The sequence below is a fragment of the Streptomyces sp. NPDC037288 genome (assembly GCF_055603265.1).
Map to the genome: position 1 here is coordinate 124,895 of NZ_JBVJVY010000020.1, position 21,574 is coordinate 146,468.

A 21,574-nucleotide genomic window follows, 5' to 3' on the forward strand; every position below is an offset into this window, starting at 1 on the left:
GGTTCTACGATTTCAGGACTACGTGCTGGAGGCCGCTGCATGTCTGAAGCTCGTACGCCGGTCCGTTCCACCGGGAAGGGGGCCGCGCGGCAGACCGTCACGATCAGCTTCGCCGGGTTCAACCGGCCCTGGGCGGCGTGGATCGGAGACCGGCTGGAGCGGCGCGGTCTGCGGGTGGTCTACCTGCGCTGGGACGCCCCGCCGGACCAGTCCCTGGCCGGCCTGCTGCGCGACCTCACCCTGGCCGAGGGCCGTACCCTGATCCTGGTCAGCGAGTGGTACTTCCAGCTCGGCCCGCGCACCCACGAGGAGTGGAACGCGGCCCTGCGCGAGGTCGTCGCCCCCGACCCGTCCCGGTTCGCCGCGGTGTCCGTCACCAACGCCTCGGTGCCCTCCGCCACCGCCGCCCTGGCCCCGGTCGACCTCACCAACATGGGTGCCGACGAGGCCGAACGGCGCCTGCTGGACCGGCTGGACGTGCCGCTCGACACCCCCGTGACCGCGGACGTCACCCGCCCGGCCCCGCGCTTTCCCGCCTCGATGCCCGACGTCTGGGGCGGCGTACCGCGCCGCAACACCCGCTTCACCGGCCGCGAACCGCTCCTGAACGACGCCTACCACCTCCTCCAGGGCAGCGAGCCCGGAGCCGGCGTCCTCACGCTGCACGGCATGTCCGGGGTGGGCAAGACCCAGCTGGCCGCCGAGTACGCCTACCGCTTCGGCTCCGAGTACGACGTCGTGTGGTGGGTCGGCTCCGAGAAACGGGTCACCTACCGCCGCCTGCTCGCCGAACTGGCCCCCAAACTCGGCCTGTCCACCGGCCCCGAGTACGGCGAACGGCTGCGCGCCGTCCGGGACGCGCTGCGCCGCGGCGACCCCCACTCCCGCTGGCTGCTGATCCTCGACGGCGCCGACGAGCCCGAGCAGATCTGGGACCTGGTCCCGACCGGCCCGGGCCATGTGATCATCACCTCCCGCAACCCCGAGTGGGGCGAGCACAACAGCAAACTGCTCGAAGTGCCCGTCTACGGCCGCGACGAGTCGGTGGCCTTCATCCGGCGCCGCGCGCCCCGGCTGACCGAAGCGGACGCGGACCAGCTGGCGGAGGCCCTGGAGGACCTGCCGCTGCTGCTGGACCAGACGGCGGGCTGGCTCAACGACTCCGACCTGTCCGTCGACGAGTACATCGCCCTCCTGGAGGGCGGCATCGACCAGGACGTGGTCAAGGTGTCGGCGGACTTCCCGCTCGCTTTCCAGACCGCGTGGTCGATACTGCTGAACAAACTCCGCGAGACGGTCCCCGAGTCGGTCGACCTGCTGCGCCTGTGCACCTTCTTCGCCCCCGGGTTCATCCCCGTCCGGCTGCTGAAGGAGATGTCCCACGACGACCTGCCCGAACAGATCGCCGGACTGCTGGACGACCCGCTGCTGTGGAACAAGGCGATCAACCAGCTCCGCCAGTACTCGGTCGTGCGCCTGGAGTCGCACGAGACGGCCCTGGACGAGACCGCCTCCGCGGGCGAGTCGGTCTATCTGCACCGCATGGTCCACCAGATCGTGCACAAGGACATGCCCGAGCAGGACCGGCGCGAGTTCATCGAGGTCGTCCGCCGGGCCCTGGCCGAGGCGGATCCCGGCCGCCCCACGGACACCCGCAACTGGGACGCGTACGCGGAGATCGTGCCGCACCTGAAGTACGCCGACGTGCTGCAGAGCAAGGACCGCAAGGTGCAGGCGCTGGTACTGAACTGCCTGCGGTACATGCTCTTCGCGGGTGAGTACACCGCCGGCGTCAAACTCGGTGCGCGCGCCCTGCGCGCCTGGCGCCGTCTGCTCGGCGAGTCGCACCCCCGTGTGTGGGAGCTGACGTACCACTACGCCAACCTGATGCGTTCCGCCGGCCGTTTCCAGGAGACCGAGGCCATCGACCGGGCGGCGATGGTGCAACTCCGCGAGGACCGCGGCGAGCATGACCTCGACCATCTGCGCATGGCCGGCGGACTCGCCGCCGACCTGCGGGAACTCGCCCAGTACGAGGACGCTCTCGAACTGGACCAGTGGCTCTACCCGACCTACCGCGACCTCTTCGGCGAGCAGGACTCGCGCACCCTCAACGCCCTGAACAACCTCGGCTACACCATGCGGCTGCTGGGCCGCTACGAGGAGGCCAGGAGCATCGACCTGAAGACGCTGGAGGCCCGCCGCCTGCTGCTCAAGGGCCGGCATCCCTGGACCCTGTTCTCCGAGGCGTCCTACGCGATCGACATGCGTCTGCTGGGCCGGTACTCCGAGGCCGATTCCGCCCAGACGAAGAACGTGCACGAATACCACCGCGTCATGGGCCAGGACCACCAGAACACCCTGCGCGCCGAGCACAACCTGGCCCTGTGCAAACTGCGCGGCGGCGACCGTGCCACCGCGGGTGAACTGCTCACCCACGTCCTGGAGGGCTACGAGCGCAAACTGGGCGACACCCATGTGCACACCCTGGCCGCCGCCGTCAGCCAGAGCTGCTTCGCCCGCGAGCACGGCGACATCGACCAGGCCCGTGAGGCCAGCGAGTCCATCATCGCCCGCTACGAGATGCTGCTGACCGAAGGCCACCCCTTCCTCATCGGAGCCCGCGCCAACCACGCCCTGGTCCTGCGCAGCGTCGGCGAGCGGGAGCACGCGCACGCGCTCATCGAGGAGGCGCTGGCCGGCATGACCGCGGCCCTCGGCGAGAGCCACCCGTACACCCTCGGCTGCGCCATCAACGCCTCGGCCCTGCGCAACCTCGTCGGCGAGCCCGAGTCCGCCGCCGAACTCAGCAGGGTCACCAGCATCAGGGCCACCGAGACCGTGGGCCGCACCCACCCCCTCACCCTCTCCGCCCGCATCGCCCACGCGGCCGACCTGCGCGCCCTGAGAGACCGTCAACAGGCCGAGAAGGTCGAGCAGGAGGCCCTCTCCGACCTGGTCGCCACCCTCGGCCCCCAGCACGTCCACACCCTCTCGGCCCGCTCCCGCAACCGCCCCTACTGGGACTTCGAACCCCAGGCGAACTAAAGGCGCCCCGTAGAGAAGCCGTGGAGAAGCGCGCCCCAAAGGGGCGCGGGGAACCGCGCGACAAGCCCCGACGAGCCGGCACTCGCAAACGCTCGCAACCACCCCTACGAACAGGCGAAGGGCCCGGTACCGAGTAAGAACTCGGCACCGGGCCCATGCGTGCGGCAGAACCGCCGGAGGCCTACGCCTCGAACACCTCACGCACCAGCTGCTCCTGCTCGGCCTGGTGCCGCTTCGCGGAGCCCACCGCCGGGGACGAGGAGTGCGGACGCGAGATGCGCCGCAGCCGCTCGCCGTGCGGGACGTCCGCGCCGACCGCCAGGTCCAGGTGGTCGATCAGGTTGAGCGCGATGAACGGCCAGGCACCCTGGTTCGCCGGCTCCTCCTGCGCCCACAGGTACTTCTCGGCGTTCGGGTACTTCTTGATCTCCGCCTGCAGCTCGGCACCCGGCAGCGGGTACAGCCGCTCGAGGCGGATGATCGCCGTGTCCGTGGCACCGCGCTTGACCCGCTCGGCCTCCAGGTCGTAGTAGACCTTGCCCGCGCAGAAGACGACCTTGCGGACCGCGGCCGGGTCGGCCGTCGAGTCGCCGATGACGGGGCGGAACTGGCCCGACGTGAACTCCTCCGTCTTCGACGCGGCGGCCTTGAGGCGCAGCATCGACTTCGGGGTGAAGACCACCAGCGGCTTGTGGTGCGGGTTGTGCACCTGCCACCGCAGGAGGTGGAAGTAGTTCGACGGGAGGGTCGGCATCGCGACCGTCATGTTGTTCTGGGCGCACAGCTGGAGGAACCGCTCGACACGGGCCGAGGAGTGGTCCGGGCCCTGGCCCTCGTAGCCGTGGGGGAGCAGGAGCGTGACGCCGGACATCTGGCCCCACTTCTGCTCCGCCGCCGAGATGTACTCGTCGACCACCGTCTGCGCGCCGTTGACGAAGTCGCCGAACTGCGCCTCCCACATCACGAGCGCGTCGGGCCGGGCCAGCGAGTAGCCGTACTCGAAGCCCATGACCGCGTACTCGGACAGGAGGGAGTTGTAGACGTTGTAGCGCGCCTGGTCCTCGGCGAGGTACTGGAGCGGGGTGTACTCCTCGCCCGTCTCGCGGTCGATGAGCACCGCGTGGCGCTGGCCGAAGGTGCCCCGCTGGGAGTCCTGGCCGGACAGGCGGACCGGGGTGCCCTCCAGCAGCAGGGAGCCGACGGCCAGGGTCTCGCCCATGCCCCAGTCGATCGTGCCGTCCTCGACCATCGTCGTCCGGCGCTGCAGCTGCGGCAGCAGACGCGGGTGCACGGTGAAGTGGTCGGGGATGTTGACCTGGGACTCGGCGATGCGCTTGACGACCTCCGAGGAGATCGCGGTCGGAACCGCGACCGGGAAGCCGTCCTGCGGCGCCTGGGTGTCCGCGGCGGCCGGCTGGGAGGTGGCCTCGCGGACCTCCGTGAAGACCTTCTCCAGCTGGCCCTGGTAGTCCTGCAGGGCCTGCTCGGCCTCTTCCAGGGTGATGTCGCCGCGACCGATCAGGGACTCGGTGTAGAGCTTGCGCACCGAGCGCTTCTTGTCGATCAGGTCGTACATCAGCGGCTGGGTGAAGGCCGGGTTGTCCGACTCGTTGTGACCGCGGCGGCGGTAGCAGATGAGGTCGATCACGACGTCCTTGTTGAACGCCTGGCGGAACTCGAACGCCAGTCGGGCAACGCGGACGACGGCCTCGGGGTCGTCGCCGTTCACGTGGAAGATCGGGGCCTCGATCATGCGGGCCACGTCCGTCGCGTACATGGAGGAACGCGAGGACTCGGGGGCCGCGGTGAAGCCGACCTGGTTGTTGATGACGATGTGGACCGTGCCGCCGGTGCGGTAGCCGCGCAGCTGCGACATGTTCAGGGTCTCGGCCACCACGCCCTGGCCCGCGAAGGCCGCGTCGCCGTGGATCGCCACCGGCAGGACCGTGAAGTCGGTGCCGCCCTTGTTGATGATGTCCTGCTTGGCGCGGGCGATGCCCTCGATCACCGGGTCCACCGTCTCCAGGTGGGACGGGTTCGCGGCCAGCGAGACGGTGATCTGCTCGCCGTCCAGGCCGGTGAAGGTGCCCTGGGCGCCCAGGTGGTACTTCACGTCGCCGGAGCCGTGCATCGACTTCGGGTCGAGGTTGCCCTCGAACTCGCGGAAGATCTGCGCGTACGACTTGCCGACGATGTTGGCCAGCACGTTCAGCCGGCCGCGGTGGGCCATGCCGATGACGACCTCGTCCAGGCGGGACTCGGCCGCGGAGTCGATGACCGCGTCGAGCAGCGGGATGACGGACTCGCCGCCCTCCAGCGAGAAGCGCTTCTGGCCGACGTACTTGGTCTGCAGGAAGGTCTCGAAGGCCTCCGCCGCGTTCAGCCGGCGCAGGATGCGCAGCTGCTCCTCGCGCTCCGGCTTGGAGTGGCCGCGCTCGACCCGGTCCTGGATCCACTTGCGCTGCTTGGGGTCCTGGATGTGCATGAACTCGATGCCGGTGGTGCGGCAGTACGAGTCGCGCAGCACGCCGAGGATGTCGCGCAGCTTCATCATCGACTTGCCGGCGAAGCCGCCGACGGCGAACTCGCGCTCCAGGTCCCACAGGGTGAGGCCGTGCTCGACGATGTCCAGGTCGGGGTGCTTGCGCTGGCGGTACTCCAGCGGGTCGGTGTCGGCCATCACGTGACCGCGGACCCGGTAGGAGTGGATAAGCTCGAAGACGCGGGCGGCCTTGGTGACGTCGTCGTCGTGGCTGGCGTCGATGTCCCTGAGCCAGCGGACCGGCTCGTAGGGGATGCGCAGCGCCTCGAAGATGTCGTCGTAGAAGCCGTTCTCGCCGAGCAGCAGGTTCGCGACCTGGCGGAGGAACTCGCCGGAGGCGGCGCCCTGGATCACCCGGTGGTCGTAGGTCGACGTGAGCGTCATGACCTTCGAGATGCCGAGCTTGTTCAGGGTGTCCTGGCTGGTGCCCTGGAACTCTGCCGGGTAGTCCATGGAGCCGACGCCCATGATGACCGACTGCCCGGGCATCAGACGCGGCACGGAGTGGACGGTGCCGAGACCGCCGGGGTTGGTCAGGGAGACCGTGACACCGGTGAAGTCGTCCATCGTCAGCTTGCCGTCACGGGCGCGGCGGACGATGTCCTCGTAGGCCTGCCAGAACTCGAAGAAGTTCAGCGTCTCGGCCTTCTTGATGGCGGCCACGACGAGCTGGCGGTCCCCGTTGGGCTTGACCAGGTCGATGGCCAGGCCCAGGTTGACGTGCGCCGGCTTGATGAGGGTCGGCTTGCCGTCCTTCTCGCCGAACGCGTGGTTCATCGACGGCATGGCCTTGATGGCCTGCACCATCGCGTACCCGATCAGGTGCGTGAAGGAGATCTTCCCGCCGCGGGCGCGCTTGAGGTGGTTGTTGATGACGATGCGGTTGTCGAACAGCAGCTTCACCGGGACCGCGCGGACCGAGGTGGCGGTCGGCAGCTCCAGCGAGGCGTTCATGTTCTTCGCGACGGCGGCGGCCGGGCCGCGCAGCGTGACCAGCTCCGGGCCCTCGGCGGCGGGGGCGGCCTTCGCCTTGGGCTGGGCCGGCGCCTGTGCGGGCGTCGCCGGCCTGGCCGGGGCGGGGGCCGCGGCCTTGGCCGCGGGAGCGGGGGCCGGTGCCGGGGTGGCCGGCTTCGGGGCCACGGGGGCCGGGGCGGGCGCGGCCGGGGCCGGCGCGCTCTGGGCCTGCGGAGCCGTGGTGGTCTCTGCGGCCCCCGCGGCCGCAGTACCCGCCGGAGCCGAGGCGGCAGGCGCCCCCGGCTTGTAGTCGGCGAAGAAGTCCCACCAGGCGCGGTCTACCGAATTCGGGTCCTGGAGGTACTGCTGATAGATCTCGTCGACGAGCCACTCGTTCGGACCGAACGCGGCAGCGGGGTTCTTCCCGGCTTGGTCGTCGGTCGAGATGCTCGGGTTACTGGGGGACTGTGGCGACACGGCGGCAACCGCCCTCTTCCGCTTCACAAGGTGATGGACAGCGGGAATAAAGGCTACGCCTCCAAGACCGTGAAGGTCAGGTCGGGCCGGTTCATCGTCGTGTAAGTCACATCGAAAATCTTGTTTCAGGGCTTGATATGGCGGGAAACAAGCGTGGTTCCGCATGTGGGCGGGGGTGTGCGGGATCGCCGGGAGCGGCCCGGCGTCACGGCGGCACGGACCTGGCCCGGATCACACGTGTCCAGCTGCACGGCGACGGCCGCGACCTCGTGGATCTTGTGCTTCCGGATCGGACTTTACGTCAACTTGAGGCGGAAGTCAGTCCCGGGAGAGTGATGATGATCCGGCAGCCCCGCTCGGATTCGGCCACACCGATCCGGCCGCCGTGCAGATCCACCGCCCAGCGGGCGATCGCCAGACCGAGGCCCGTACCGCCGTCGCTGCCCGGCCCGTGCGGCCGGGTCACCGCGCCCCGGTTGAACCGCTCGAACACCTTGTGCCACTCCGAGCGGGGGATCCCGGGGCCCTCGTCCAGGACCTCCAGCTCCAGCGACTCCGGCTGCGGCCCGCGCCGCGCCTTCACCGTCACCCGGCCGTGCGGCGGGCTGTGCTTGACCGCGTTGTCGATCAGGTTGGCGACGACCTGGTGGATGCGCTCGGGATCCGCGTGCGCGGTCAGCTCCGGCGGGGAGACGTCCAGGTGCAGATGGACGTCGGTGCGGGTGTGGCTGCCGGAGCCGGAGGCGATGCCGGCGCGCGCCGAGGCCACCATGTTGGCCTCCTTCAGCACGCCCGACAGGTACGGCCACACCTCGAAACGGCGCATCTTCAGCGGGACGACGCCGTTGTCGAGCCGGGACAGGTCCAGCAGGGTCTCCACCAGCCGGCCGAGCCGCTCGGTCTGTTTCAGGGCCGTCCGCATGGTCTCGGGGTCGGCCTCGGTGACGCCGTCGACGATGTTCTCCAGCACGGCCCGCAGCCCGGCGATGGGGGTGCGCAGCTCGTGCGAGACGTTCGCGACCAGCTCTTTTCGCTGGCTGTCCTGGGCCTCCAGCTCGTCCGCCATGACGTTGATCGTCCGGGCCAGGTCGCCCAGCTCGTCCCGGCGGCCCTCGCTCACCCGGCGGGTGTAGTCACCCTCGGAGATCGACCGCGCCACCGTGTTCATCTCGTCCAGCGGCATGGTGAGCGAATGCGCCACGAACTGCGTGATCAGCAGTGTGGCGATCATCGAGAAGACCGTGATGAAACGCAGCTCGGTCTTGGTGTGCACCGCGACGATCGACAGTCCGGTGGTGATCAGCACCGATATGACGACGAGTGCACCCAGCTTGGTCTTGATCGAGAACGGGCGTACGCCGCCCCAGGGATCCTCCCCGGGGCTCCTCCGCGCGGCCTGCCGCCCGTCGCCGCTCACGGTGTCGGCGTCTCCAGCGCGTATCCCACGCCGTGCACGGTGCGGATGCGCTCGGCGCCGATCTTCCGGCGCAGCGCCTTGATGTGGCTGTCGACCGTACGGGTGCCGGAGGCGTCCGCCCAGTCCCACACCTCGGCCAGCAGCTGCTCCCGGGAGAGCACCGCGCGCGGGGTGTTCGCCAGGCACACCAGCAGGTCGAACTCGGTGGGCGTCAGGTGGACGTCCTCGGACTTCACCCGCACCCGGCGCTGCGCGTGGTCGATCTCCAGCTCGCCGAGGCGCAGGATCCCGCTGCGCGGCGTCGCGGCGGCCAGGGCCGCCCGCTCCACCCGCCGCAGCAGCACGTGCACCCGCGCGGCCAGCTCCCGCATCGAGAACGGCTTGGTCATGTAGTCGTCCGCACCGACCCCGAGACCGACCAGCATGTCCGTCTCGTCGTCCCGCGCGGTCAGCATCAGCACCGGCACCGGGCGCTGCGCCTGCACCCGCCGACAGACCTCGAGGCCGTCGAAGCCCGGCAGCATGATGTCGAGGATCAGCAGATCGGGCTGCCAGGCCTCGGCCGTGTCGACGGCCGCCGGACCGTCCGACGCGGTTTGCACGAGAAATCCCTCGGCGCGGAGCCGGGCCGCGATGGCGTCGACGATCGTGGGGTCGTCTTCGACGACCAGCACCCGGCGCTGTGCGCCCGGGGTGGTCGTCGCCGCGCCGCTCTGGGAGGTGTGTGTCTGCTCCATCGCCCGCCCCTGCTTGTTGCTTTCCGGAACCAGTGGGGTGATCCCATGTCTGCGATTGACGCTTGAATGATCCGCGTCAGGGCAGCACATTACGGGGATCCGTCGTGCTGTCGCTATCCAGGTCGTACGCCGAGGTGTACGGCGTCCGGAACGCCCCGGGCAACGGGGACCTCTTCGGTACGCACCTGCCGGAACCCGGCATTCCGCAAGGTTCCTTCAAATTCCGGAGAGGGCTCGGCGGACCACACGGCCAGCACTCCACCGGGTTCCAACACCCGTAGGCAGGCGGCCAGTCCGGCCGGTGAGTAGAGGCTGTGGTTGTCGTCCGTGACGGTCCAGCCGGGACCGTTGTCGACGTCCAGGCAGAGGGCGTCGAACGTGTCCGATGTCTCATGGACGAACGCCACGAGATCCTCCTGCACGATCTCGGTGCGCGGATCGCCGAGCGCCCCGGCGGAAACCTCTGCCAGCGGCCCGTCCCGGTGCCAGTCGACGACGGCGGACTCCCGCTCGACCACGGTGATCCGCCCCCACCGGGGGTCCGCCGCCGCATGTGCGAGTGAGAATCCCACGCCCAGCCCGCCGATCAGCACGCTCGGCTCCGGCCGCCCGTCCAGCGCGCCGTACGCGGCGTCCACCAGCAGCCGCTCCGAGCGGCCGTCGGAGGTGTCCATCAGGAAACAGCCGTTGGCGATGATCTGCAGCAGCGTTCCGTGCCGGCGCAGCACCACCTCGCCGTACGGGCCGTCGCGCCGGTCGAGGACCACGGGAGAGTCGTACACGCCAGCAGTCATGCCCCCATCCTGCTCGAACGCGCCCAGTCCTTCACGGGAATTGCGGATGACACGCGCGCGCTGTGGACAACGGGCCGGGCGCGGACGCATCCGGCACGTGAGAGGTTGCTGTGAATCCGCTCTCGCGTGGCGTCGGTCATAGACAGCGACCCGCGCAACGCGAAGGGTGGGGCGCGAAGGAAGGAGCGCCACACTGTGGAACCGATCGCGACGGGCCCTGCGTCGGCCGCGTCCGCGCCCTTTCCGGGCGCTCCGCTCACCGACGCCGGTGGCGTCGTCCCGGCACCCGCGCTCGCGGACCTGCTGGACGGCATGCCGCGCCAGCGGCACGCCACGGCCCCCGTCCGGAACCCCGCCCCCGCCGCCCCGCGCCCGGCCAGGAGGGTCCCGCGGCTGTGGCGCCTGCTGCCCACGCCCGCCGGAACCCCGTTCACCTTCTCCTACGGTGTCGTCCTGGCCGTCACCTCGGTGGTCGCCGCCCTGGCCGACCCGGGCCTGGTGCACTCCCTCTACCAGGGCTCCAGCACGGACGTCGCCCATCTGGTGCGCACCCCCGTGCTGGTGCTGCTGGCGAGCGCCCTGTGGATCGCGGGCGGCGTCCTGTCGCCGTACGCGCTCGCGTTCGTGCTGGTGCTCACCGCGCTCGAACGGCGCATAGGCGGCGCGCGGGCGGCCTGTGTCTTCCTTGCCGGGCACGTCCTGGCCACCCTCGCGACCGAGGTCCCGGTGGGCCTGGCCGTCCTGTTCGGCGACCTTCCCGCCACCTCGCTGCACCGGCTCGACTACGGCATCAGCTTCGGCGTCGCCGCCAGCACGGGCGCCCTGGCCGGCCTCCTGAGCCCCTGGCTGCGCTGGCCCCTCCTGGCCCTGGCGACCACCGCCCTCGTCGACGACCTGATCGCGTTCCTGGACCCGATGACGAACTGGGGCCATCTCATCGCCCTCGCCATCGGCATCAGCGGCTGGCCGCTCGTGCGGCGCTGGCGCGTCCCGGCGGTCTCGCCGGTTTCCCTGTGACCACCGGACAGACCCGCATGCCGGACCGTCTCCCGGCCTTCCTGGGGCGCGGCAACTGATCGCTCACAGCGAACAAACACGGGGAACACCAGTCAGCCCCCAGCAGTTGAGTCGGCATAGCTCAACTTGACTGCCGAAGGGGAGATCATGGCTACTGAGTCCACGGCGTTCACGCTCGTCCTGCCCGTGCTGCCGCTCGACGACGAGGTCGTGCTGCCCGGCATGGTGGTTCCGCTGGACCTGAGCGACGCCGAGGTGCGGGCCGCGATGGAGGCCGCACAGGCCGCCGCTCGGTCGGAACCGGGCAAGCCCAGGGTGCTGCTGGTGCCCCGCATCGACGGCACGTACGCGAAGACCGGTGTGCTGGGCACGGTCGAGCAGGTCGGCCGACTGGCCGACGGTGACCCGGGGGCTCTGATCCGCGGCCGCAGCCGCGTGCGGATCGGCGCCGGCACCACCGGTCCCGGCGCGGCCCTGTGGGTCGAGGGCGCCCGCGTCGACGAGGGCGTCCCCGACCCGCTGCCGGGTCAGGTCGCGGACCTCGTCAAGGAGTACAAGGCGCTCGCCACCGCCTGGCTGAAGAAGCGCGGCGCCTGGCAGGTCGTGGACCGCGTCCAGGCCATCGACGACGTCTCCGCGCTCTCCGACAACTCCGGCTACTCGCCGTTCCTCACCATCGAACAGAAGGTCGAACTGCTGGAGACCGCCGACCCGGTGGCCCGGCTCAAGCTCGCCACGCAGCAGCTCCGCGACCACCTCGCCGAGCAGGACGTGGCCGAGACCATCGCCAAGGACGTCCAGGAGGGCGTCGACAAGCAGCAGCGCGAGTTCCTGCTGCGCCGCCAGCTGGAGGCCGTCCGCAAGGAACTGCGCGAGCTGAACGGCGACAAGGACAGCGAGGAGTCCGACGACTACCGCGCCCGCGTCGAGGCCGCCGACCTGCCGGAGAAGGTCCGCGAGGCCGCCCTGAAGGAGGTCGACAAACTGGAGCGGGCCTCCGACCAGTCGCCCGAGGGCTCCTGGATCCGGACCTGGCTGGACACGGTCCTCGAACTCCCGTGGAACTCCCGCACCGAGGACACGTACGACATCCAGGGCGCCAAGGCGATCCTGGACGCCGAGCACGCCGGTCTGCGGGACGTGAAGGAGCGCATCACCGAGTACCTCGCGGTACGCAAGCGGCGCGGTGAGCGCGGACTCGGCGTGATCGGCGGCCGGCGCGGCGGTGCCGTCCTGGCCCTGGTCGGACCCCCCGGCGTCGGAAAGACGAGCCTGGGGGAGAGCGTGGCCCACGCCATGGGCCGCAAGTTCGTCCGCGTGGCCCTCGGCGGTGTCCGCGACGAGGCCGAGATCCGCGGCCACCGCCGTACGTACGTCGGCGCGCTGCCCGGCCGGATCGTACGGGCCGTCAAGGAGGCCGGATCCATGAACCCGGTGGTCCTGCTGGACGAGATCGACAAGGTGGGCTCCGACTTCCGCGGCGACCCGGCCGCGGCCCTGCTCGAAGTCCTGGACCCGGCGCAGAACCACACCTTCCGGGACCACTACCTGGAGGTCGAACTCGACCTGTCGGACGTGGTCTTCCTGGCCACCGCCAACGTCCTGGAGGCCATCCCGGAGGCGCTCGCCGACCGTATGGAGATCGTCCGCCTGGACGGCTACACCGAGGACGAGAAGGTCGTCATCGCCCGTGACCACCTGCTTCCGCGCCAGCTGGAGCGGGCGGGACTCGGCGAGGACGAGGTCACCCTGGACGAGAGCGCCCTGCGCAAGCTGGCCGGCGAGTACACGCGCGAGGCGGGTGTGCGCACCCTGGAGCGCTCGATCGCACGCCTGCTCCGCAAGGTCGCGGCCCAGCACGAACTGGGCGAGCGGCAACTGCCGTTCACCGTCCGGGACGAGGACCTGCGCGGTCTGATCGGGCGTCCGCACCACGTGCGCGAGTCCGCCCAGGACCCGGCCGAGCGCCGTACGTCCGTCCCGGGTGTGGCGACCGGCCTCGCGGTCACCGGCGCCGGCGGTGACGTCCTCTTCGTGGAGGCGTCCCTCGCCGACCCGGAGACGGGCGCGGCCGGCCTGACCCTGACCGGTCAGCTCGGTGACGTGATGAAGGAGTCCGCGCAGATCGCGCTGAGCTTCCTGCGCAGCCACGGCGCCGAACTGGAGCTCCCGGTCGGCGACTTGAAGGACCGGGGCGTACACATCCACTTCCCGGCGGGCGCGGTCCCGAAGGACGGCCCGAGCGCCGGCATCACGATGACCACGGCCCTCGCGTCGCTGCTCTCCGGGCGGCTGGTCCGCACGGACGTGGCGATGACGGGCGAGGTCTCACTGACGGGCCGCGTCCTGCCCATCGGCGGCGTGAAGCAGAAGCTGCTCGCCGCCCAGCGTGCCGGGGTGACCACCGTGATCATCCCCAAGCGCAACGAGCCCGACCTGGACGACGTCCCGGCCGAGGTACTGGACGGGCTCGACGTCCACACCGTGACCGACGTCCGCCAGGTCCTGGAGCTGGCGCTCGCGCCCGCGACGAACGGCGCGGCGCCGGAGGTTCCCGTGGCGGCGTGACGGACGCTGCGGGATGAGCGGAGGCCCGGTCCCCTGGAAACCAGAGGGAGGCCCGGGCCTTCGCCATGCGCGCGTACATGGACGGGCTGACTCAACCGGCGGCCCCGGCGAGCGACTGCTCCGCCCAGACCGTCTTGCCGACCCGGTCGTGCCGGGTGCCCCAGCGGTCGGCCAGCTGGGCGACCAGCAGCAGGCCCCGGCCGCCCTCGTCGAAGATTCGGGCGCGCCGCATGTGCGGGGTGGTGCCGCTGGAGTCGTACACCTCGCAGATCAGGGTCGAGTCCTGGTGGATCAGCCGGAGCCGGACGGGCGGGCGGCCGTACCGCATGGCGTTGGTGACCAGCTCGCTGACCATCAGCTCGGTGGGGAAGGTGGCTTCGTCCAGGCCCCACGCGGACAGCTGGTCGCAGGCCAGGCGGCGGGCCCGCGAGACGTCCGTGGGGTCGTTCGCCAGCTGCCAGGCGGCGACGCGGTCCTCGCGCAGGACCCGGGTGCGGGCGACCAGCAGGGCGACGTCGTCGTCGGGGCGGTGGCTCAGCAGCTCGGTGAGCACGCGGTCGCAGACGGCGTCCAGCGTGGTCGCGGGCCGGCCGAGCGCGGCGAACATCTTGTCCAGCGCCTCGTCGATGTCGTGCTCCCGGGCCTCGAAGAGCCCGTTGGTGTAGAGCGCGAGCAGGCTCCCCTCGGGCAGTTCGGTCTCGATCGCCTCGAAGGGCAGCCCGCCGAGCCCGAGCGGTGGCCCCGCGGGCACGTCGAGGAAGCGCACGGCGCCGTCCGGCGTGACCACGGCGGGCGGCGGATGGCCGGCCCGGGCCAGGGTGCACCGGCGCGAGACGGGGTCGTAGACGGCGTACAGACAGGTGGTGCCGATGCCGCCGGCGGTCTCGGCGGCCGGGTCCGCGCTGCCCTCGTCGGCGGCGAGCCGCAGCACCAGGTCGTCGAGGTGGGTGAGGAGTTCGTCGGCCGGCAGGTCGACGTCCGCCAGCGTGCGCACCGCCGTACGCAGCCGGCCCATGGTGGCCGAGGCGCGGATGCCGTGGCCCACCACGTCGCCCACGACGAGCGCCACCCGCGCCCCGGACAGCGGGATCACGTCGAACCAGTCGCCGCCCACGCCGGCCCGGGTCGCGGTGGGCAGATAGCGGGCGGCGATCTCCAGGGCCGCCTGGGCGGGCAGCGTGTGCGGGAGCAGGCTCCGCTGGAGGGCCATGGTGGTGGTGCGGGCCCGCGAGGAGGCGTGGGCCTGCCGGATGCCGGCGGCCGCCTTGGCCGTGAACTCCTGGGCCAGCCGCAGCTCCCCCGGGCCGAACGGCCCCCGGCCGGGGCGCCGGCCGAAGAGCGCCACGCCGAGCGCCCCGCCCTGGGCGAGCAGCGGCACCGCCAGCAGCGAGCGCGCCCCGGACGCGCGCAGCCACGCCGCGCCCGGGTCCACCGCCGCCCACTCGGCGACGACCGGATCCGCCGTGTCGTACAGCAGCGGCCGGCTCGCCGCGAGGCACTGGGCCGGAGGGGAGTCCACCGGGCAGACGACCGCCTCGCCCGGGCCGGCGCCGTAGGCGGTTCCGTGGCCGTCCGGGACGGCGCGCAGCGCGGCGCGGCGCAGCACCACCAGGCCGGGCCGCCCGGGCTCGTCGTCCGCGTCGCGGGGCGAGTCCAGCAGGTCGACCGCCATGACATCGGCGAGCCGGGGAACCGTGACCTCGCCGAGTTCCTGGGCGGCACGGGCCTGGTCCGCCACCGGGCCGACGCGCGGCCCGCTCTCGTGCGCCGCCTGTGGCGGGCCGGCGGCGTCCTGGTCGGGCGCCTGCGTGGACAGGCAGACGGCGCGCACCCGGCCCCCGGCGTCCTTCAGCGGGGTGAGCACGGCGCCGGCGGCGAGTTCCGGGCCGAGTGCGGCCGTGGCCTGCTGCGGCCGGCCGGACTCCAGCGCGAGCCGCATCGACCGGTCGGCCTCCTCGCTCGCGGCGCCGGGCGCGATGTGCGGCAGGCGCAGTCCGCGCATCGCGGCCTCGGGCAGGGCGAGGGCGTGCTCCATCCGGCGGTTGGCGCGCACGAGCCGCAGGTCGGCGTCGAAGATCGCCAGTGGGAAGGGGGACTGCAGGAACGTCCACTCCTCCAGTGGTTCGCCCCGGGGCGGCTGCGGCCGGGCCGTCACGGCGCTCACCACGAGCCAGTCGGTGACCCCGCCCTTCGAGGTCCGGCGGTGGGCGAGCACGCCCAGCTCCAGTCGCCGGCCGTCGCGGTGGCGCAGCGGGACGGTGCCGTTCCAGCGTTCGCGTCCGGCCAGGATCCGGCGGGCCGCCGAGCCGTCGGCGGCGAGCAGCGCGGTGGCGGGCCGTCCGACGACGGCCCGCGAGTCGTAGCCGAGCAGCCGCCGTGCGCCTTCGCTCCAGCCCGTGAGGATGCCCCGCTCATCGATGGTGGCCGTGGCCGTGTACGTCGACTGTCGCTCCATCGCCGCTCATCTCGCCCTAGCTCGGCAGGCCCTTGCTGACCAGAATGATCCCGGGCGGCGGTGAGCACCAACGCGGCGAAGACGGTGGCCGCCCGCGAGGCCGGCCACCGCACAGACCGGCTCAGCGGGCACCGGCCGTTGGCCGGCGCCCGCACCGGGTCCAGGGCACTGTCGCCGCGCTTGCCCGGGGGTGCTGCCGGGCCCCCGGCCCGGCGGGTGTGGTGCTAGCCGTTGGCCAGGGCCTGCACCCGGTCCAGGGCTCCGTTGAACTTGTCGTGGTCGCCGACCGTCGGGCCGGAGGACGTGTACTGCCACATCGTGTAGTACGACCAGCCGGCCGGCAGCGTCCCCGGGTCCGAGGCGTAGCGGGCGATCCACAGCGGGTTGTTCGCGGCGAAGCCGCCGTAGTTGCCGGTGCACTGGGCCCACCAGCTGGTGGCCGTGTAGATCACGGGGTAGCGACTGGTGAGCGACTTGTACCTGGTGATGAAGTCGGCGATCCAGCTGACCATCTGGCTCGTGGTCTTGCCGTAGCAGGCGGCGCCGTAGGGGTTCCACTCGATGTCGAGCGCGCCGGGCAGGGTCCTGCCGTCGCGCGACCAGCCGCCGCCGTGGCCGACGAAGTAGCTCGCCTGGGTGGCGCCGCTGGTGGTGTCCGGGGTCGCGAAGTGATACGCGCCGCGGATCATGCCCACGTTGTACGAGCCGTTGTACTGCTGGGCGAAGTACGGGTTCGTGTAGTACGTGCCCTCGGTCGCCTTGCTGTACGCCCAGCGCACCCCGCTGCTCCACAGGGTCGACCAGGCGACGTTTCCCTGGTAGGCGGAGACGTCCACGCCCTCGGTCTGGGTGACGTCACCCGAGGTGGGGGTGCCGTTTCGGCCGTCGTGGGCGAGGACGCCCATGCCCATGTGGGCAAAGCCGCGGCCGGGCGCGGTCGCGGCGTGGGCGGAGGTGAGGGGCAGGGTGAGGGAGAGGGCCGCGAGCAGGGCCGTGACGAGGACGGCGAGGGGGCGCGGGGGGCGGGGGGAGCGGTCGGAGCCGGGTCTGTGCACGGGCATGACGTGCCTCCGGGATGGGGGGTGGGGGGAAACGAGGCGGTGACCGTGAACCGAGTGCCGCACTGGCGTGGGCATGCCATTGATTGCCTGATAAAGAAGCTACGCACGTAGATGACGGCGTGGAAGGGGGTCCGGGCGCCGCCGTTGGTCTACGCCTGCGAAATACTTACAGAGCTGCGGCAATGACGATTTTTGGCAGAAACTTTCAGGACCAGGAAACCGAGCAGGGGTGCTGACGTGCATGAGGACCGAAACGGCGACGCACATCGCGGCGCCCACGAGGTGACGCCCAGCGGCGCCGACCAGGAGTTCCTGGCACTGGAACGGGAGCTGACCGTGCTGCTGCGGCGAGCGCGGGCCAACCAGGGCGAGATGGCCCGCGAGGTCCATCCCGACCTGGAGTCCTCCGCATACGGCCTGCTCATCCGCCTGGACGAGCTCGGCGGCCAGCGGGCCACGGAACTCGCCGCCTACATCGGCGTCGGCAAGGCCACCATGTCCCGCCAGCTGCGTGCCCTGGAGGAGCTGGGTCTGATCGCCCGCGAACCCGATCCCGCCGACGGCCGCGCCTGGCTCGTCACCCTGACCGACGAGGGGCGCGGCCGGGTCGGCAAGGTCCGCGAGGCGCGCCGCGCCCGGTACGTCAGCCAGCTCGCCCACTGGAACCGCCGCGAGGTCGCGGAACTCGCCCGGCTGCTGCACCAGTTGAACGGCGTCATGGAGAAGTAGGCACACAGGGGGGAAGCGGGCGCATGCGGTGCGCGCCTCACAGCTCCGCGTACACCACCGTCGCGTCGTCGTGCGTCTTGCTCCGTCCCAGGAACGCCCGCTCCTCCCGGTCCGCCGCCTCCAGTTCCCGCACCCGGTCCACCAGCGACCGGGCGCCCTCCTTCGCGACCACGTCGAACAGGGTCGCCCAGTCGCCCTCGTGGAACTTCTCCGTCCAGCGGGTCGCGCCGTCCGTCAGCGCGGCCAGGGCGCGGACCTCGCGGCGGGGCAGGGTGCCGGCGACCGCGCGCGCCGCCACCGACGGGTCGGCGGCGGCCGTGAAGAAACCGCCCTCCTTGTTGCGCAGGGTGGCGTCCACCAGGGCGTCGGTGACGAGCCGGGAGCGCGGGATCCGGGCCAGACGGTCGTCCAGGACCGGGCTGACCGCCCCGTCGGGCCCCTGCAGCAGCAGCACCGCGTCGGACAGCACCAGGTACTCGACCGTGTCGGCGGACCAGCGGGCCAGCGCGACGGTTGCCTGGGGGGTACGCGGGTGAGAAAGCTCACAGGTGTCCGCGTGGTCCTCGGCGGTGCGGCCGATCGCCCGGGAGAGAACCTCCGGGAGTGTCAGATCTCCGCGCGAAACGGTCAGTTCGATCAGTGCGCCACCGAGCCGCGCGGTGAACCAGGGGACGGAATGCAGACACCCCGTCCCGCCTCTCGGCGGAGTCACCCCGTCGAGGACGATCACGCAACCTCCCTGTCCGGAGGCGGGTAGTCCGGCACCGGCGAAGTCCTCGTTGGGGCGGTTCGCGTCGCCGGGTTCCGAAACGAGATCAGTTCGCATCCAGCCAGTCTGCACGAGCCCTTCACAGGATGTGCCAAAGGCTGGCAACGGCCGTTGAATTGACACGACCCCGCAGGTCAGCCGCCTGTTTTGGGCGGGAATGAGCGGCTCCGGGAAGGCGTGGCGGCGAATACTGCCAAAGCCTGCGGCGCGCGTCCAACCGGCGTGCCGCGCAGGGGCACCACACGCGCCACACGAACTTGCCCGCCAACTCCCCTCCGATGTTCACTCCTTCGGGTGGCGGGTCAGGTGATGCGCGACCACCGCCTACCGGCGCTGGGAGGGTCGGGAACCGTACGAACCGGGTGTACGCACCACTTGGCACCGAAATGACGGGGCGCCACCCGGTGCCCTGGGTAGACGAGTTCAGGATTGCGAGCACCGGTGCAGAAAACGCGGCCTCGGCGCACAGGCAGGCAGACGGACCCCACGGGGACCGCCCAGCAGACCCCCGCGGGCACCGGCCGCCCCACCCATGTGCGCACCCGGCTCATCGTCGCCGTCGCCGTGGTGGCCGCCGCCGTCGCGGGAGCCGGCACGCCCTCCGTGCTCACCGCCTCCCAGGACGTCAGCGACTCCCAGGACCTGGTGACGCTGGCCGCCCGCACCCAGGACGCCCTCGCTCTCGCGAACTCCCTCGCCGACGAGCGCGACGAGGTCACCTCCTACATCGCGGCGGGCCGCCCCAAGTCCAAGGCCCCGTCCGAGGACCGCAGCGCCCGCGTCGACCGGCAGGTCGAGGACCTGCGCGCCGACACCGACACCCCGGCGAGCCTGCGCGGCGACCTCGACGGCATCGACACCGTCCGCCGGGCCGCCCTCACCGGCAAGAGCTCGGCCCTCCAGGCCCACCAGGCGTACTCGCAGACCATCACCGCGCTGCACCGGCTCGCCGAGCAGCTGGCCGAGCGGACGCCCCCGCGGGCCGGCTCCGGCGCCCACGCGCTCGCGGACCTGGACACCGCCGTCCAGCAGTCCGCCGCCGCCCGCGGCCTGCTGCTGGCCGCGCTGAACGTGCCGTCCGGCACCCGTACGGTGATCAACCCGGTCACCGGCCTGCCCACCACGACCTCCACCACTTCCGCGGCCGACCGGAAGCAGCGCGACCAGCTGGCCGCCGCCGCCCAGCAGGCCCGGCTGCGCGCCGACGCCGCCCTCGCCGGCTTCCGCGAGACCGCCCCGAAGGCGGCCGTCGACTCCTACGACTCCACGGTCACCGGTTCCGACGTCAACTCGGCCGAGAAGTACCTGGCCACGCTCACCGACCAGCCGACGCTGGCCGACAGCGAGCTGACCACCAGCACCAAGAAGCTGGACGCGGCCCTGTCCGCCCGCGTCGACCTGATGCGCGGCGCGGAGTCGGCCCTCTACGACCACCGCACCAAGGACCTGGCGCAACTCCGCGACGACGACGTCACCGCCCTGGAGATCCGCATCGCCGTCCTCGGCGCGCTGATGCTGGTCGCGATCGGCATCGCCACGGCCATGGCCCGCACCCTCACCCGGCCCCTGTCGGTGCTGCGCCGCGGTTCGGCCCGCCTCGCGGAATCGGACGACCCGACCGCCCAGGAGCCGATCACCTTCACCGGCCGCAACGACGAGTTCGCCCAGGTCGTCCGCTCGGTCAACGCCCTGCACGCACACGCGGTGGCCCTGCGCGAGCAGACCGTCGCCGCGGGCGAGCGGGTCGCCACCCTGGAGACCGACCGCAAGCACCTGGTCGGCCAGCGCCAGAAGATGGCCGACGCCCGCGAGGAACTCCGCGCCGAACTCGCCGACGCCGTGGCCCGGCTGGAGCGGCTGCGCACCAGCATCGGCGGCACGTTCGTGAACCTCTCGCTGCGCACCCTCGGCCTGGTGGAACGCCAGCTCGCGGTGATCGAGGGCCTGGAGGACCGCGAACAGGACCCGGACCGCCTCGCGACCCTCTTCAAGCTGGACCACTTCGCCACGGTCATGCGCCGTCACAGCGAGAACCTGCTGGTCCTCGCCGGCGCCGAGCACGTCCAGCAGCACCACGGCCCGGTTCCGCTGGTCGACGTGGTCCGGGCGGGCGTCAGCGAGATCGAACGCTACGAACGCGTCCGCATCGCCGCCCTCCCCCCGCACGCCCACGTGGCGGGCTTCGCGGCCGACGACCTCTCCCACCTCCTGGCCGAACTGATGGAGAACGCCACGTCGTCCTCCCCGCCGGAGGTGCCGGTGGAGATCTCCGGGTGGCTCCTGGAGAGCGGCGAGGTGATGCTCTCGGTCCAGGACGAGGGCATCGGCATGGCGCCCGAGCGCCTCGACCGCCTCAACTCCCGTCTGACCGATTTCGACCCCGAGTCCCCCTACGACAGCGAGGGCGACGCCGGCCTGGGCCTCGGCCTGTACGTCGTCGCCCGCCTCGCCCACCGGCACGGGGCGCGTGTGCAGCTGCGCGAGCAGAAGCAGGGCGGCATCGCGGCGGTCGTGGTCCTGCCGGCCACCCTCCTCACCGAGGCCCCACCGACCGCCCTGCCCCCGCAGACCTCGTCCCCGAGCACCACGGGCACCTTCTCCCTCCCCGGCGCCGACGCCGAGGTCAACTCCAACGTCCTCCCCGCCCGCCCCAAGGACCGCGACCCCCTGGTCGCCCTGGCGGAACGGGCGGTCCGCGGCGCGACTGCCTCCGGCGGTTCGGCGGAGGGCGGTGTGTCTGCCTCGGGTGGTCCGGCGGAGGACGGCGTACTCGCTTCCGGTGGGTCGGCGGGGGAGGGTGTGTCTGCTTCCGGTGGTTCGGTGGCGGGGCATGTGTCCGCCTCCGGCGGGTCGGCGCAGGGCGCGTCTGCTTCCGGCGGTTTCGCGGAGGGCGGTGTGTCTGCCCCGGGTGGTTCGGCGGAGGGCGGTGTGTCTGCCTCGGGTGGTCCGGCGGAGGACGGCGTACTCGCTTCCGGTGGGTCGGCGGGGGAGGGTGTGTCTGCTTCC

12 protein-coding genes are annotated in these 21,574 nt (G+C 71.7%); 5 read left to right on the top strand and 7 right to left on the bottom strand.

Annotated elements, in window-relative coordinates; genetic code table 11:
- The first annotated feature begins 39 nt into the window (after positions 1-39).
- On the top strand, positions 40-3,048 hold the full coding sequence (gene fxsT / locus ACZ7GZ_RS22890) for an FxSxx-COOH system tetratricopeptide repeat protein (RefSeq protein ID WP_471026893.1): 3,009 nt from the start codon (positions 40-42) through the stop codon (positions 3,046-3,048).
- A 181-nt stretch (positions 3,049-3,229) separates the two neighbouring features.
- On the opposite strand, the gene ACZ7GZ_RS22895 is transcribed toward fxsT, so the two are convergent.
- The 4 genes from ACZ7GZ_RS22895 to ACZ7GZ_RS22910 all read right to left on the bottom strand — a co-directional run bounded on the left by ACZ7GZ_RS22895 (position 3,230) and on the right by ACZ7GZ_RS22910 (position 9,969).
- A complete protein-coding gene (locus ACZ7GZ_RS22895) occupies positions 3,230-7,021 on the bottom strand; it encodes a multifunctional oxoglutarate decarboxylase/oxoglutarate dehydrogenase thiamine pyrophosphate-binding subunit/dihydrolipoyllysine-residue succinyltransferase subunit (RefSeq protein ID WP_471026896.1) in 3,792 nt (1,263 codons plus the stop codon).
- 301 nt (positions 7,022-7,322) lie between these two features.
- The gene (locus ACZ7GZ_RS22900) at positions 7,323-8,438 is read right to left on the bottom strand and encodes a HAMP domain-containing sensor histidine kinase (RefSeq protein WP_471026898.1); all 1,116 of its coding nucleotides are present in this window, start codon (positions 8,436-8,438) and stop codon (positions 7,323-7,325) included.
- Positions 8,435-9,175: a response regulator transcription factor gene (locus tag ACZ7GZ_RS22905; RefSeq protein WP_031163266.1), complete on the bottom strand. Its 741-nt coding sequence runs from the start codon at positions 9,173-9,175 to the stop codon at positions 8,435-8,437. The genes ACZ7GZ_RS22900 and ACZ7GZ_RS22905 overlap by 4 nt, the downstream gene beginning before the upstream one ends.
- Positions 9,176-9,288: 113 nt before the next feature.
- Positions 9,289-9,969, bottom strand: coding sequence for a spermine/spermidine synthase domain-containing protein (locus tag ACZ7GZ_RS22910; protein ID WP_471026900.1), 681 nt, complete (start codon positions 9,967-9,969; stop codon positions 9,289-9,291).
- A 195-nt stretch (positions 9,970-10,164) separates the two neighbouring features.
- On the opposite strand from ACZ7GZ_RS22910, the gene ACZ7GZ_RS22915 reads away from it, so the two are divergent.
- Together ACZ7GZ_RS22915 and lon are read left to right on the top strand one after the other, a co-directional pair.
- Positions 10,165-10,986: a rhomboid-like protein gene (locus ACZ7GZ_RS22915; protein WP_471026902.1), complete on the top strand. Its 822-nt coding sequence runs from the start codon at positions 10,165-10,167 to the stop codon at positions 10,984-10,986.
- A 147-nt stretch (positions 10,987-11,133) separates the two neighbouring features.
- Positions 11,134-13,554, top strand: coding sequence for an endopeptidase La (gene lon, locus ACZ7GZ_RS22920; protein ID WP_471026903.1), 2,421 nt, complete (start codon positions 11,134-11,136; stop codon positions 13,552-13,554).
- Between the two features lie 91 nt (positions 13,555-13,645).
- Here the strand turns inward: lon and ACZ7GZ_RS22925 are convergent, their stop codons facing one another.
- On the bottom strand, positions 13,646-16,009 hold the full coding sequence (locus ACZ7GZ_RS22925) for an ATP-binding SpoIIE family protein phosphatase (RefSeq protein ID WP_471026905.1): 2,364 nt from the start codon (positions 16,007-16,009) through the stop codon (positions 13,646-13,648).
- Between the two features lie 224 nt (positions 16,010-16,233).
- Positions 16,234-17,070 (bottom strand): lysozyme, encoded by an 837-nt coding sequence (locus tag ACZ7GZ_RS22930; protein ID WP_471026906.1) that lies wholly within the window; start codon positions 17,068-17,070, stop codon positions 16,234-16,236.
- 237 nt (positions 17,071-17,307) lie between these two features.
- Here ACZ7GZ_RS22930 and ACZ7GZ_RS22935 point away from each other — a divergent pair, with 237 nt between their 5' ends.
- On the top strand, positions 17,308-17,799 hold the full coding sequence (locus ACZ7GZ_RS22935; RefSeq protein ID WP_471026908.1) for a MarR family winged helix-turn-helix transcriptional regulator: 492 nt from the start codon (positions 17,308-17,310) through the stop codon (positions 17,797-17,799).
- Between the two features lie 37 nt (positions 17,800-17,836).
- Here the strand turns inward: ACZ7GZ_RS22935 and ACZ7GZ_RS22940 are convergent, their stop codons facing one another.
- Positions 17,837-18,625, bottom strand: a complete 789-nt coding sequence (locus ACZ7GZ_RS22940; protein ID WP_471026909.1) for a protein phosphatase 2C domain-containing protein — start codon at positions 18,623-18,625, stop codon at positions 17,837-17,839.
- 384 nt (positions 18,626-19,009) lie between these two features.
- Here ACZ7GZ_RS22940 and ACZ7GZ_RS22945 point away from each other — a divergent pair.
- A partial coding sequence (locus tag ACZ7GZ_RS22945; protein ID WP_471026912.1) for a sensor histidine kinase occupies positions 19,010-21,574 on the top strand: 2,565 nt, incomplete at its 3' end.